Source organism: Bacillus sp. JFL15, assembly GCF_001184225.1.
Classification (GTDB): Bacteria; Bacillota; Bacilli; order Bacillales; family Bacillaceae; genus Bacillus; species Bacillus siamensis.
In genome coordinates, this window is record NZ_KQ236689.1 from 173,709 (window position 1) to 187,190 (window position 13,482).

The 13,482-nt window shown below is 46.6% G+C and carries 13 protein-coding genes and 1 pseudogene; 1 reads left to right on the plus strand and 13 read right to left on the minus strand.

Going from position 1 to position 13,482, the window contains the following annotated elements; genetic code table 11:
• Positions 1-33: 33 nt before the first annotated feature.
• The 8 genes and pseudogenes from AD710_RS00795 to rpsU form a co-directional block, all read right to left on the minus strand.
• Positions 34-993: a PhoH family protein gene (locus AD710_RS00795; protein WP_049627041.1), complete on the minus strand. Its 960-nt coding sequence runs from the start codon at positions 991-993 to the stop codon at positions 34-36.
• Positions 957-2,181: pseudogene (yqfD, locus tag AD710_RS00800) on the minus strand (sporulation protein YqfD). The gene AD710_RS00795 and the pseudogene yqfD overlap by 37 nt, the downstream one beginning before the upstream one ends.
• Positions 2,182-2,198: 17 nt before the next feature.
• The gene (gene yqfC / locus AD710_RS00805; RefSeq protein ID WP_003152966.1) at positions 2,199-2,480 is read right to left on the minus strand and encodes a sporulation protein YqfC; all 282 of its coding nucleotides are present in this window, start codon (positions 2,478-2,480) and stop codon (positions 2,199-2,201) included.
• A gap of 56 nt (positions 2,481-2,536) precedes the next feature.
• Entirely contained in the window at positions 2,537-2,971 is a 435-nt protein-coding gene (locus AD710_RS00810) for a hypothetical protein (protein ID WP_049627043.1), read from the minus strand.
• A gap of 27 nt (positions 2,972-2,998) precedes the next feature.
• The gene (floA, locus tag AD710_RS00815) at positions 2,999-3,991 is read right to left on the minus strand and encodes a flotillin-like protein FloA (protein WP_016938912.1); all 993 of its coding nucleotides are present in this window, start codon (positions 3,989-3,991) and stop codon (positions 2,999-3,001) included.
• A gap of 24 nt (positions 3,992-4,015) precedes the next feature.
• Complete coding sequence (locus AD710_RS00820; RefSeq protein ID WP_047475602.1) at positions 4,016-5,332, minus strand: NfeD family protein; 1,317 nt, start codon at positions 5,330-5,332, stop codon at positions 4,016-4,018.
• 122 nt (positions 5,333-5,454) lie between these two features.
• On the minus strand, positions 5,455-5,901 hold the full coding sequence (locus AD710_RS00825; RefSeq protein ID WP_007408278.1) for a GatB/YqeY domain-containing protein: 447 nt from the start codon (positions 5,899-5,901) through the stop codon (positions 5,455-5,457).
• Between the two features lie 14 nt (positions 5,902-5,915).
• On the minus strand, positions 5,916-6,089 hold the full coding sequence (rpsU, locus tag AD710_RS00830; RefSeq protein WP_003152957.1) for a 30S ribosomal protein S21: 174 nt from the start codon (positions 6,087-6,089) through the stop codon (positions 5,916-5,918).
• A gap of 171 nt (positions 6,090-6,260) precedes the next feature.
• Here rpsU and AD710_RS00835 point away from each other — a divergent pair, with 171 nt between their 5' ends.
• Entirely contained in the window at positions 6,261-7,187 is a 927-nt protein-coding gene (locus AD710_RS00835; RefSeq protein ID WP_049627044.1) for a Na/Pi symporter, read from the plus strand.
• Positions 7,188-7,222: 35 nt separating this feature from the next.
• Here AD710_RS00835 and mtaB read toward each other — a convergent pair whose 3' ends face one another.
• From mtaB to dnaK, 5 genes are all read right to left on the minus strand, one after another.
• Entirely contained in the window at positions 7,223-8,578 is a 1,356-nt protein-coding gene (gene mtaB, locus AD710_RS00840; RefSeq protein ID WP_049627045.1) for a tRNA (N(6)-L-threonylcarbamoyladenosine(37)-C(2))-methylthiotransferase MtaB, read from the minus strand.
• On the minus strand, positions 8,578-9,348 hold the full coding sequence (locus tag AD710_RS00845) for a 16S rRNA (uracil(1498)-N(3))-methyltransferase (protein WP_016938908.1): 771 nt from the start codon (positions 9,346-9,348) through the stop codon (positions 8,578-8,580). The genes mtaB and AD710_RS00845 overlap by 1 nt, the downstream gene beginning before the upstream one ends.
• A gap of 22 nt (positions 9,349-9,370) precedes the next feature.
• Positions 9,371-10,306, minus strand: coding sequence for a 50S ribosomal protein L11 methyltransferase (prmA, locus tag AD710_RS00850; RefSeq protein ID WP_045926748.1), 936 nt, complete (start codon positions 10,304-10,306; stop codon positions 9,371-9,373).
• Between the two features lie 23 nt (positions 10,307-10,329).
• Complete coding sequence (gene dnaJ / locus AD710_RS00855) at positions 10,330-11,457, minus strand: molecular chaperone DnaJ (RefSeq protein ID WP_016938906.1); 1,128 nt, start codon at positions 11,455-11,457, stop codon at positions 10,330-10,332.
• Between the two features lie 179 nt (positions 11,458-11,636).
• Positions 11,637-13,475, minus strand: coding sequence for a molecular chaperone DnaK (gene dnaK / locus AD710_RS00860; RefSeq protein WP_049627046.1), 1,839 nt, complete (start codon positions 13,473-13,475; stop codon positions 11,637-11,639).
• Between the last annotated feature and the right edge of the window lie 7 nt (positions 13,476-13,482).

Here is a 13,482-nt window from a genome sequence, read left to right on the forward strand (position 1 = left end):
GACCCGATAACGGGAGATCGGGTCATTTTTGCATTACTTTTGCTTATCATAAGCTTCAATAATCTTTGCAACAAGCGGATGTCTGACCACATCTGTCTGGTCAAGTTCAATCACGGAAATGCCGTTTATGTTCTTCAGCATATCCCTCGCTACTGCAAGTCCCGATGTGACGCCTTTCGGCAGGTCAATTTGGCTTACGTCGCCCGTAATGATCATTTTAGAGCCAAAACCCAATCTCGTCAAAAACATTTTCATTTGAGCGGGAGTGGTATTCTGGGCTTCATCAAGAATCACATACGCGTCGTCAAGCGTCCGCCCTCTCATATAGGCAAGCGGGGCGATTTCGATAACCCCTCTTTCCATCAGACGCTCCGTATGGTCGCTTCCGAGCACATCGTGGAGCGCGTCATACAGCGGGCGCAGATAAGGATCTACTTTTTCCTTTAAGTCTCCGGGCAGAAAACCGAGGCTTTCGCCGGCTTCCACAGCGGGTCTTGTTAAAATGATTTTTTTAATGTGGCCGTTTTTTAAAGCATGCACCGCTTTTACGACCGCCAAATATGTTTTGCCGGTTCCCGCCGGCCCGATGCCGAACACCATGTCGTTTTTCTTCATCGCCGCAACATATTCTCTCTGGCCGATGGTTTTGACGCGGATCGGCTTGCCTTTTGCCGTTTTCGTTATTTCCTCTTCATACATGCTTTCAAAATAGTCCAGTTCATCTTTCTTTGCCATTTTCACGGCATACAGCACATCACGTTCCGAAATCTCGATCCCCTTGCGGATTAAAGTAAGGAGCGAGCCCAATAATCTGTCAGCAATCTCAAAAGACTCATCATTGCCGGAAACGTAAATGGTTTCACCGCGTGTGATGATGCTTACGCCCAGATCCTTCTCCATTAAATGTAAAAAGGCATCTTGGCTGCCGAACAAAGAAAGTGCTTCATCCGGGCTTTTCAGTTTGTGATTAATCGCAAGTAAATGTTCTGCCATTCTTTAGTCTCCCTGAACAATAGGTGTGGTTTGCACGATATCTTCTATAACTTGGTAGAGAATAATCAACTTTACTTTACCATTCTCAACGGATTGGTGCAAAACTTTTTCACTTTCCACCTCTCCGCTGCCGCTTAATCGCTTCTCTACGTCTTGTCTGCCCATTTTGATGCCGGCCTGAACCGCTTCGTCCTTCGTATAAGACCGCACGGAGTTTTCACTTTCTCTTGTCTGTTCTTTGACGTAAGATACCGGAAGCTTCAGCCCCAGAAATTGAAACGGATGCTTTTCTTCCTCTGTTTTCGGATGTTTCAGCGGCGGCTCATTAAACCCGAAGCCCCAAAAAGGCACGCCCCATGATCCGAAAGACAGCTTGTGCTTCGTCCTTACTTTACCCGTATATAGCGTAAATGATGTTTCAAGAGGCACAGTTACTTCTGACTTGTACCATGTTTCTCCGTAGATTTCCGCTTTTGAGGCAACTTTTCGGTCTTCATTTCCGATCAGTCCTGAGACGAGGAGCTGTCCTTTGTCAACATGATCGTTCACAAAAGCCATCGGCTGCCCCTTTTGCACGAACATCCTTTTGATGACCGCCTTCTTTTTGGCAACGATATGGCGGGGGCTCACGTACTTTTCTTTTGTCGGTTCATTTTTTTCAACCACTTTCATATGAAGGGCTGTCCCGTTCAATTCCACACCGACCCACGTAATATTATCGATGCCGTTTGTTAATGATTTTTGAATTTTCTCCGGCGTCATCATCAGAAATTGCAAACGGCCTTTTTTCACACCGATTTCTTCCAGGTGCTTCATCATCTGATGCTCGGTTTCAGGCTTGGCCCCTTTAATATCAATGTCCCAAATCATGTTGGACAAAAGAAACAATATAATGAAAAATATCACAAACCCTGCAGTAAAGCCCATGTTTAATTTTGATTTGAGAAGCAGAAAGGGCAGGCCCTTTCTTTTCGTAAAGCTTGCTTTGCATTCATGTTTTCTGATGACTCTTCTGAAAGCATGTACATCTTGAAGCTGAATCATCAGCAGAACACAGTCTTGCTTTTTTTTCACCGCAAAGATGGCGATTCCGTTTCTCGTGCATTCATTAAGCAGCCGTTCAATCCCTTTTCCTTTGACTTCCATTTGGACTTTACCCGAAAAAAATGACAGCCATTTGTTTTTCACATTATTTCCCCCCGGCTTTATGAATCGACATATCTTACGTGATCTATCGTGCCTTCCAAAAGAATTTCTTCAGGAAGGATTGCCTTAATGACCAAGTTTTTTCCTGATATGATACATTGCCCCTGCTTGAGCATCAGCCTGACTTCTTCTTCGCTGAACAGCAAGAGACCTCTGTGATTCTCTATGTAGATATGAAGTCTGCCGACCATCGTAATGCGAGGCAGATCCATCATAACGTCCGGGGGAATTTCCAATGCTCTAGTCAGCCACGCCTTTACACGATTCTTTCTTTGCCCCATAAAAAAAGAACCCCCTTTCATCTCATATGTATGATTTGAAAAGGGGTTCTAACACTTTAATTTTTACCGATGCTCCGCATGGTCCGGTGCGGTTTTTTTGCACGGGGCGGACCTAAAATCTCACTGAATATGATGCCCTGCACCGCAGTTTCTTTCTTAATTTTGAGGGCTGATTTCTTCAGAGACGCATTTCGTGCGCGTTGAGATGTCAGCTTATATTCCAGCCCATTGAACATCTGCTCTGTCTCCGCAAGGCGCTTTTCAGCTTCCCTTCTTTTTTGCTCAAAAGGGTTCTCTTTGGAAACGGCAGGCATTTCTTCCGCTTCCGGCTTGTGCTCTTTCGGCGGCTGTGTGTGATCCTGCTTTTTTTTCTGATCTGCGGGACGTCTATTCGGCGGGCGTTTTTCATCTTTGTTTTTCTTGCCGAATATTGCCGATATAATGCCGATGACGGCGGCAATGACGAGCGGATTTGTCAGAATCTCGTGCATATAGCGGCTCCCTCCTTAATAGAGAGGTTATTGTTGGTCTTCATCTTGCTGGTCATTCGTCAGCTTGCCGATAGAATCCCTCATGTCCGTGTCAGCGTCGATATTTTTTATGTTCATATAATCCATGACACCGATGTTTCCTTCACGTAAGGCTTCAGCCATCGCAAGCGGCACTTCCGCTTCAGCTTCCACGACTTTCGCACGCATTTCTTCTACGCGCGCACGCATTTCCTGCTCTTGGGCGACGGCCATGGCACGGCGTTCTTCGGCTTTGGCCTGCGCAATGTTTTTGTCTGCTTCCGCCTGGTCTGTCTGCAGAATCGCTCCGATGTTTTTGCCGATATCCACGTCGGCGATGTCAATCGAGAGAATTTCAAATGCGGTGCCTGAATCCAGCCCTTTGCCAAGTACGGTCTGCGAAATCATATCAGGGTTTTCAAGCACTTTTTTATGATTATGTGAAGAACCGATTGTTGAGACAATCCCTTCTCCGACACGGGCGACAACCGTCTCTTCTCCCGCTCCTCCGACAAGGCGCTCAATATTGGCTCTTACCGTGATTCTGGCTTTTGCTTTTACTTCTATTCCGTCCATGGCGACACCCGCGATAAACGGTGTTTCAATGACCTTCGGATTGACGCTCATCTGTACAGCTTCCAACACGTCACGCCCGGCCAGGTCAATGGCTGCGCAGCGTTCAAATGTCAGCTCAATATTGGCGCGCTGTGCCGCAATTAGGGCATTGACTACCCTATCGACATTACCTCCGGCCAGGTAATGGCTTTCGAGCTGATTTGTTGTTGCGGACAGGCCGGCTTTGTGCGCTTTAATTAACGGATTGACAACGCGGCTTGGAATGACGCGGCGCAGCCTCATCCCGACCAAAGTGAAAATGCTGATTCTGACTCCTGCTGCAAGTGCCGAAATCCATAGCATTACCGGTACAAAGGTGAAGAATATGGCTAACACAATTATGGCAGCTGCAACTATTGCTAAAATCGCCAAACTTGACAGTTCCATCTAATTCCTCCTCAAGATTATCATCTATATTTCTCTCACGACAATGCGTGAGCCTTCCGCTTTCACCACTTTCACCTGTCTGTCTTTTTCAGTGAATGATCCTTCTGAAACGACATCAAGGCGTTCATCATCAATAATAACGGTGCCTGACGGTCTGAGGGCTGTAGCGGTAACACCGACTTTCCCCAACAGCTCCGTCCGGTTCTGATTTGAAACATAACCGTTCTCTGTGCTTGTTGAATCAGTTAATATCAATTTCTTAAAGAATTTCATTCGTTTCCCCAACACCCTTGTTAATATGATAAAGGCAGCAATAGACACACTAAAGGCGATCAAGAGAGAAACCGCCATTACAGTAAAGCTGCCCGCAGCGAGAAAGAGGCTCGCGATGACACCTGCAACACCGATAAGACCGATTATGCCTCCGGGCAGAAATATCTCTAAAAGGATAAAAGCCAAGCCCGCGCAAAACAAGAATACACTGTCATAGCCGGCGAATCCGGCAGCGATATGCCCGGTGAAAAACAGCAGCATGGCCGTCAGTCCGACGGCGCCCGGTATGCCGAGGCCCGGCGAGAACAATTCAATGGTCAAACCAAGCAAAGCGAGCGTTAATAAGACGGGGACAACAAACGGGTTTGTCAGCCATCTTCCCAATTTTCCGACAAAACCCTCTTTTGCATGGTGAACATCGGCTTTGTCAAAACCGAGCTTTGTATATAAAGCATCGAGGTTTGAAACCGTTCCCTCCGAATATCCGACTTCCTTGGCTTTTTCAGCTGTCAGTGTCAGCAGTTTTCCCTTTGGAGCGCCCGCTTCTTTTGCATTGATGGCGGGGTCTGCCATGGCCAGGGCGTATTTCGGATTTCGGTTGTTTTTAGCGGCTGCGTCCTCCATTTCTGCATGCCACAGTGATTGGGCCTTTTTGTCTGCCGCGTTTCCTTTGCCGTCGATGATGGCTGCGGCACCCATTTTTCCGCCCGGCGCCATATAAATGTCATCCGCCTGAAGCGCTATATATGCCCCGGCAGAAAGCGCCCGTTTGTTCACGTAAGCGGTAACAGGCACATCCGCGCCGCCGATGACATCTGCAATATCCAAAGCTGATTGAACGGCGCCTCCCGGTGTATTGATGTCAAGAATAATGTGTGACGCGCCGGATTCCTTCGCTTCTTTGAAAGAACGCGTTAAAAAAGCGGCAAGCCCATGTTCGACATTTTTCTCAACCGGGATGACATAAACCGATGGACGATCAGCTTTTGCGTTCAATTGAACTCCTAATAAAGATAATACAAATAAGCCCAATAGAGCAACAGCAATTCCGGATTTTTTTCGGAACAAGGCAGATATACCCTCCTTCCCGTTTCATTCTTCTTTATATACGTAACAAATGTACTTTAGTTTCATTTTTTTATGTATAAAAAAAGACATCTCTCGAGGAAAGATGTCTTTTTCTTCGTCAATTAAGATAATTGACTGCTGACAAGCCTGTTAATCACGCTGCCGTCAGCTTTACCTTTTACTTTAGGCATAATAGCACTCATCACTTTGCCCATGTCCGCTTTCGAGCTCGCACCGACTTCAGCGATGGTTTCATTTACGATTGTCTGCAGCTCTTCTTCAGAAAGCTGTTTCGGTAAATAAACTTCTAAAATGTCCAGCTCTTTTTGAACTTTATCTACTAAATCTAAACGATTAGCGTTTGAAAATTCATGGAGGGAGTCTTTACGTTGCTTAAGTTCACGAGATAGGACAGTAAGTTCCTCATCCTCGGTCAAACTGTCTTTCTTAAGCTTAATTGCTTCGTTTTGAAGTGAAGCTTTCACCATTCGAACGACAGTCAGTTTGTCTTTCTCACGGCTTTTCATATACAGCTTCATATCTTGGTTAAGTCGCTCAAGAAGACTCATAAATCCACCCTCTTTTAGAATTTGCGTTTTCTAGCAGCTTCTGACTTTTTCTTGCGCTTTACGCTAGGTTTTTCATAAAATTCGCGCTTTCTTGCTTCTTGCAAAGTACCTGTCTTTGATACACTGCGTTTGAAGCGACGAAGAGCATCTTCAAGCGATTCGTTTTTTCTAACGACCGTTTTTGACATTCTCTTTCCCTCCCTCCGAATACACCAATCGACTACCTTTAAAAAGATACACATATAAACATGTACTTTGACATTATAATATAAGCCATGAGTCAGGTCAACTAAGTGAGTTCACTTTTCCGTCATGAATAACGCGGCTTGTCTATATAATGATGGAAAGGGGTGTTTCGTTTGCTGATACTGATTCTCTTTACCGCACTTATCCTGGTTTTTTTACTCGGAATGAGCCTGCTCAGACAGGGGCTGATCGCTTTAACGTATTCAAAAATTGAGAAGAGCCTCCTCTTGTTTACCGACCACCCTTTGAAAGCTTTTCTCATCAGCATTGTATTCACGGGTTTTCTTCAGAGCAGCTCAGCTTTTATGGTTATTGTGATCGGCTTTGTCAGTGCAGGCGCTTTACCTTTTAAACGGACCATTCCGATGATTCTCGGCACGAATGTCGGCTCCACATTTACGACGGAGTTTTTGGCCATAAAGATGGATGTGCTCATCTGGGTGCTTTTGATCGGCGGCCTTGTGTTTATTCTTATCCGGAAATATCCGTTCAGGCAGATCGGCGTAAGCTTTCTCGGTCTCGGCATCATCTTTTTTTGCATCACGTGCTTCAGCCGTCTTGCCGTTCCGCTGACAGAAATGAAGGCGGGAGCGGGAGTTTTGCGCCATGTAAATGATTCAAGCTGGTCCGCTCTTTTGATTGGCATGATATTGACGGCCATCATTCATTCAAGCTCCGTCTGCATCGGCATTTTAATGAGCTTTATGAACGAAGGGATGATCGGCATTGAACAGGCGGTCAGCGTCGTTCTCGGATCTAATATCGGGACATGCGTCACGGCCGTCATGGCTGCTGTTTCAGGGGGTTATGCCGCGAGACAGACCGCCGGCGCTCACGTGGTCTTTAATATTCTCGGCGTACTTCTTGTCTTTCCCTTCCTGTCCGCAGCAGCAGGTTTTACAGAGCGGCTGTCTGACGATCCCGCGCAAATGATCGCGCATTTCAGCCTTTTGTTTAATGTTGTCACCGCGTTATTATTTCTACCGTTCACGCATTTATTTTATCGGCTGATTGACAGGCTGATCCCTCCGAAACCGTAAAAAACCGATGCGTGAAAGCATCGGTTTTTTATCTGTTACGAAGACATGCGAATGTTCTGAGTCATTTCTTCTTCAACAACGCGGACGAATTGTCCTTCATTGTACGGATAGCCCGCTTTTTGAATTTTGACTTTGACAAGTTTGCCGATTAAATCTTCCGTGCCTTTGAAGACGACTTTCATGTAGTTGTCTGTATAGCCAACGAACATGCCGTCTTCATCAGACTCTTTAAACGTCTCTTCCGGAATGATTTCAAGAACCTCTCCTTCATAATCGGAGGCGTATTCTTTGGCAAGCTGGTCAGACAGAGCAATCAGCTTGTGCACCCGTTCATTTTTCACATTCTCGTCAACCTGGTCTTCCATTCTGGCCGCAGGCGTTCCGGTGCGTTTGCTGTATGGGAACACGTGAAGCTCAGAAAATTTATGTTCTTTAATGAACCGGTATGTTTCCATAAATTCTTCTTCCGTTTCACCCGGGAAACCGACGATAACATCAGAAGTGACAGCAAGACCCGGCAGCGCTTCTTTCAGCTTATTTAAACGGTCCGCGAAAAATTCCATCGTATATTTGCGTCTCATCCGTTTCAGAACGGTGTTTGATCCTGACTGAATCGGGATGTGAAGGTGGCGGACAATTTTATCAGACGCATCCAGCACTTCAATCACTTCATCAGTGATTTGGCTTGCTTCAATAGATGAAATTCTGATCCTTTTCAGTCCCTCTACACGTGTATCCAATTCACGGAGAAGCTTGGCGAAATTATAATCTTTCATATCTTCGCCGTAGCCGCCCGTATGAATCCCCGTTAGAACGATTTCTTTATAACCGGCATCCACCAGCTGCTGCGCCTGTTTAATGACTTCTTCAGGATCGCGGGAACGAAGCAGGCCGCGCGCCCAAGGGATGATGCAGAACGTACAGAAGTTGTTGCAGCCTTCTTGGATTTTCAATGACGCTCTTGTCCGGTCAGTAAAAGCGGGAACATCCAGCTCTTCAAACACGCGTGCTTTCATAATGTTGCCGACGCCGTTGATCGGCTGACGCTCTTCTCTGTACTGCTCAATGTAACCGAGCATTTTTTCTCGATCCTGCGTGCCGACGACGATGTCAACGCCCGGGATGGCCATAATTTCTGCCGGAGATGTTTGCGCATAGCACCCTGTTACGCAGATGACGCCTTCAGGATTTTGGCGGATCGCCCGTCTGATGACTTGACGGCTTTTTTTATCTCCCGTGTTTGTTACCGTACATGTATTAATGACATATACATCTGCTGTCTGCTCGAATTCTTTTCGTTCATAACCCGCATCTTTAAACAGCTGCCAGATTGCTTCTGTTTCATAATGATTGACCTTGCAGCCAAGGGTATGAAAAGCAACAGTTGCCATTACTGATCACCTCTTAATAACTCTGTATGATAGGAAACTGCGCTTAACGCGTAAAGCGGCGCAGTTTCAGTCCGTAAAATTCTTGGTCCGAGGCCGCATAAGACGGCGCCTTTTTCTGAAAGCTGCTGAACTTCAGACTCAGTCAGACCGCCTTCAGGGCCGAATACGATGAGAAGAGACGAACCTTTCGGAAGGCTTTTGAGCTCCGCAGCGAAAGCGCCCGTTTCTCCCTGTTTTGATGACTCCTCGTATGCAACGACACATTTATCGACATTCTCCGCCATTTCAAGCAGCTGCCGGAACGTATGAACGGTTTTCACTTCGGGAATTTCATTGCGGTACGATTGCTCCGCCGCCTCCTTCGCGATTTTCGCCCATCTTTCCCGCTTCTTCTTTGCCTTTTTGTCATCAAGCTTAACGACGGATCTGGCGCCTTGAAAGGGGATGAACATACTTGCCCCGAGCTCGGTCCCTTTTTGAATAATCCATTCAAGCTTATCGCCTTTCGGAAGGCCGCTGGCGATCCTGATTTTTAACGGCAGCTCACGGTTTTCACCCGTCCATTCAGCAATGCTGCATGATATATGATCTTTAGAAACCTCTTTGAGCAGGCATAACGCTTCATGGCCGTCTTTCGAACAGCAGATTATCCGATCTCCTGCACTCATTCTCATGACGTTTGCAATGTGGTGGACGTCTTCTCCCGTAATTTGAAAATCGGGGGTTTCGTCCATCTCCTGCTTCGTGAGCTCGATAAAATATCGTTGCATACGCTGTGACACCTACTAACTGTTATTTTTTCGCGATGATGCTGACCCAATCTTCCATAGACAGAATTTCTGTAATGGTAAAACCGGCTTTTTCCAACGCTTCTTTTACTTCCTGTTTTTTCTGGCCGATAATGCCTGAAGTAATAAAGTGGCCTCCGTCTTTTAGCAGGTCGTACGCCTGCGATGTAAAGCGGAGAATCACTTCCGCCAAAATATTCGCGACAATGACATCGTGTTCGCCTGTGATGCCGTCTAACAAATTGTTCTGTTTCACTTCGGCCGTATCGCTTACTTTGTTCAATTTCACATTCAGACGCGCGCTTTCGACAGCGACCGGGTCAAGATCATACGCATGAACCGATTCAGCCTCAAGCATGGCGGCTGCAATGCTCAAAATTCCTGAACCGGTGCCGACATCAATGACACGGTCGCCTTTTTGAACGATACGCTCAAGCGCCTGAATGCACAGAACGGTTGTCGGATGCGTTCCCGTACCGAATGCCATGCCCGGATCCATTTCGATAATCAGTTCATCGGTATTCACGGGTGTGTACGTTTCCCATGTGGGTACGATCGTAAATTTTTCAGAAATTTTGACCGGATGATAATACTTTTTCCAAGCTGTCGCCCATTCCTCTTCATTAACTTCAGAAATGGTGATTGTGTTTCTGCCTAAATCAATGTCGTACAAAAGCAGATTATTAATCGTCTCTTTAATGCCGTCGACCGTTTCACCGAGGAAACTGTTAATCGGCAGATACGCTTTGACAATGACACCCTCATCGGGGTAATCATTGGGGTCGAGCTGGTAGATTTCCCCGTAAACATTCTCACGCTCTTTCATTAAATCAAGCGGATCTTCGATGACAACCCCGCTCGCACCAGCTTCATGCAAAATATTTGAGATGGGTTCAACCGCTTCATGTGTTGTGTGAATGCTGATTTCGGACCATTTCAAAACTACCAACTCCTATCCAATCATTACTCGCCTTTAAATGCGCGTTTTACTTTGTCAAAGAAACTCATTTCTTGTTCATCCGGCAGGTTGCCGCTGACTTCAGCGAACTCACGGATGATGTCTTTTTGTTTATCTGTCAGATTCGTCGGCGTAACGACGCGGACGACAATGTGCTGGTCGCCTTGTCCGTAGCCGCGGACATTCTGCACGCCTTTGCCTCTTAATCTGAATTTTGTGCCGGTTTGTGTGCCGGCAGGAATTTTTAATTTCACTTTTCCGTGAAGCGTCGGCACTTCAACTTCGTCTCCGAGTGCCGCTTGGGCAAACGTTAACGGCATTTCACAGTAAATATCATCTCCGTCACGCTCAAAGAACTCGTGGGCGCGCACATGGAATACGACAAACAGATCTCCCGGAGGGCCTCCGTTTACACCTGGTTCACCTTGACCCGGTACGCGGAGCTGCTGTCCGTCGTCCACACCGGCAGGGATCGTAACGTTGATTTTTTTCCGTTTTTTCACTTTGCCCGTGCCGCCGCAGTCAGAGCACTTGTTTTTAATGATTTTTCCTGTTCCTTCACAGTGGTGGCAGACTCTTCGGTTAACTACTTTGCCAAACGGCGTGTTCTGTTCGACATTCAGCTGGCCTGAACCGCCGCAATGCGAGCATGTTTCCGGCTTTGTCCCCGGCTTCGCGCCTGAGCCTTTGCATGTTTCACAATTCTCTTCACGAGGAATTTCAATGATCGTCTCTTTTCCGAAAGCCGCATCTTCAAATGACAGGGTCATTGTATACTGCAGATCCGCGCCCTGCCGCGGCGCGTTCGGATCACGGCGTCTCGTGCCGCCGCCGAAGATGCTTGAGAAGATGTCATCGAAACCGAAGCCGCCGAAGTCTCCTCCGCCGCCGAAACCGCCGCCGAAGCCCTGATTAGGGTCAGTATGGCCGAATTGATCATATTGAGCCCGTTTTTGGTCATCTGAGAGCGCTTCGTATGCTTCTTTTACCTCTTTGAATTTTTCATCTGCTCCGGATTCTTTATTGATATCAGGATGATATTTTTTTGAAAGCTTCCGATAGGCTTTTTTGATTTCATCCTTTGAAGCGCTCTTACTTACTCCAAGCACTTCATAGTAATCACGCTTACTCATCTCGCTTCACTCTCCCGAATTTCTCACATAAATTAGATTGTATCATTTTGAATTATGTTTTTTCAATTCCTTTTATCCCGGGCAAGAAAAAAAGTCAAAGCCAAGAGATGCCTGACTTTGACTTTCTGTCTGTTGAATCAGAATATGCTGTGTGTTCTTCCGCGTTCTGCGGAAAGAACTTATTTTTTCGTTTCGTCGTCTTTTACTTCTTCGTATTCCGCATCGACAACGTTATCGTCCGCTTTTTTGCCTTCAGCGTTTGCTGCGCCTTCAGCCTGCTGCGCTTTTGCCGCTTCTTCATAAAGCTTCATGGAAAGCTCTTGAACGATTGTTTGAAGCTCATCTTTTTTCGCTTTGATCTCTTCAATTTCGTTTTTCTCGATAGCTGCTTTCAGCGCGTCTTTCGCGTCGTTTGCTTTTTTCACTTGCTCTTCATCCACTTTGCCTTCCAGGTCTTTTAATGTTTTTTCCGTTTGGAACACAAGCTGGTCAGCTTCGTTGCGGACTTCGATTTCTTCTTTTTTCTTCGCATCAGCGTCAGCGTTTTCTTCCGCTTCTTTCACCATGCGTTCGATTTCGTCATCAGAAAGACCTGAAGAAGATTTGATTGTAATGTTTTGTTCTTTGCCTGTGCCTAAGTCTTTCGCTCTTACGTTTACGATACCGTTTTTGTCAATATCGAAAGAAACTTCGATTTGCGGCACGCCGCGCGGTGCTGGCGGGATATCAGTAAGCTGGAAGCGGCCGAGTGTTTTGTTGTCGGCAGACATCGGGCGCTCACCTTGAAGCACGTGAATGTCAACGGCTGTTTGGTTATCAGCAGCAGTTGAGAACACTTGTGATTTGCTTGTCGGAATTGTCGTATTGCGATCGATCAGTTTCGTGAATACGCCGCCCATTGTTTCAATACCGAGTGACAGCGGTGTAACGTCAAGAAGAACAACGTCTTTTACGTCTCCTGTGATGACGCCGCCTTGAATTGCAGCACCAAGCGCTACAACTTCATCAGGGTTTACGCCTTTATGCGCTTCTTTGCCTGTTTCTTTTTTGATTGCTTCCTGTACGGCAGGAATACGTGTAGATCCGCCGACAAGGATAACTTTGTCGATTTCGCTTGCAGAAAGATCCGCATCTTGAAGAGCCTGACGGACAGGAGCCATTGTGCGCTCAACGAGATGAGCGGAAAGCTCTTCGAATTTAGCGCGGGTCAGTGTCAGTTCAAGGTGAAGAGGACCTGCGTCTCCCGCTGTGATAAACGGTAAAGAAATTTGCGTAGATGATACGCCGGAAAGATCTTTTTTCGCTTTCTCAGCCGCATCTTTCAAACGCTGAAGCGCCATTTTGTCTTTTGACAGATCAATGCCGTTTTCTTTTTTGAATTCTGCTACGAGATGGTCGATGATGACTTGGTCAAAGTCGTCCCCGCCAAGACGGTTGTCACCGGCAGTTGAACGGACTTCAAACACGCCGTCGCCAAGTTCAAGCACAGATACGTCAAACGTACCGCCGCCAAGGTCGTAAACAAGAATCGTTTGGTCTTCGTCCGTTTTATCAAGTCCGTATGCAAGCGCTGCTGCAGTCGGCTCGTTGATAATACGCTCTACTTCAAGACCGGCAATTTTACCGGCATCTTTTGTCGCTTGGCGTTCTGCATCGTTGAAGTATGCAGGAACCGTGATAACAGCTTTAGAAACTGTTTCGCCAAGATAGCTTTCAGCGTATGCTTTCAGATGCTGAAGGATAATGGCTGACACTTCTTGAGGTGTGTAGTCTTTTCCTTCGATTTCTACTTTATAGTCAGTACCCATATGGCGTTTGATAGACATGATTGTGTTAGGGTTTGTGATAGATTGGCGTTTTGCCACTTCCCCTACTTGGCGCTCGCCGTTTTTAAATGCAACGACTGACGGAGTAGTACGGTTACCCTCAGCGTTGGCGATAACTGTCGGCTCGCCGCCTTCAAGCACTGCCACACATGAGTTTGTCGTACCCAAGTCAATTCCGATTACTTTACTCACTTTGAAT

Bases quoted from the DNA above. Each gene is read 5' to 3' on its own strand.
- mtaB (WP_049627045.1), bottom strand. From the start codon at position 8,578: ATGGCAACTGTTGCTTTTCATACCCTTGGCTGCAAGGTCAATCATTAT.
- AD710_RS00825 (WP_007408278.1), bottom strand. From the start codon at position 5,901: ATGAGTCTTCTTGAGCGACTTAACCAAGATATGAAGCTGTATATGAAA.
- AD710_RS00845 (WP_016938908.1), bottom strand. From the start codon at position 9,348: ATGCAACGATATTTTATCGAGCTCACGAAGCAGGAGATGGACGAAACC.
- floA (WP_016938912.1), bottom strand. From the start codon at position 3,991: ATGGAACTGTCAAGTTTGGCGATTTTAGCAATAGTTGCAGCTGCCATA.
- AD710_RS00810 (WP_049627043.1), bottom strand. From the start codon at position 2,971: ATGCACGAGATTCTGACAAATCCGCTCGTCATTGCCGCCGTCATCGGC.
- yqfC (WP_003152966.1), bottom strand. From the start codon at position 2,480: ATGGGGCAAAGAAAGAATCGTGTAAAGGCGTGGCTGACTAGAGCATTG.
- rpsU (WP_003152957.1), bottom strand. From the start codon at position 6,089: ATGTCAAAAACGGTCGTTAGAAAAAACGAATCGCTTGAAGATGCTCTT.
- AD710_RS00795 (WP_049627041.1), bottom strand. From the start codon at position 993: ATGGCAGAACATTTACTTGCGATTAATCACAAACTGAAAAGCCCGGAT.
- dnaJ (WP_016938906.1), bottom strand. From the start codon at position 11,457: ATGAGTAAGCGTGATTACTATGAAGTGCTTGGAGTAAGTAAGAGCGCT.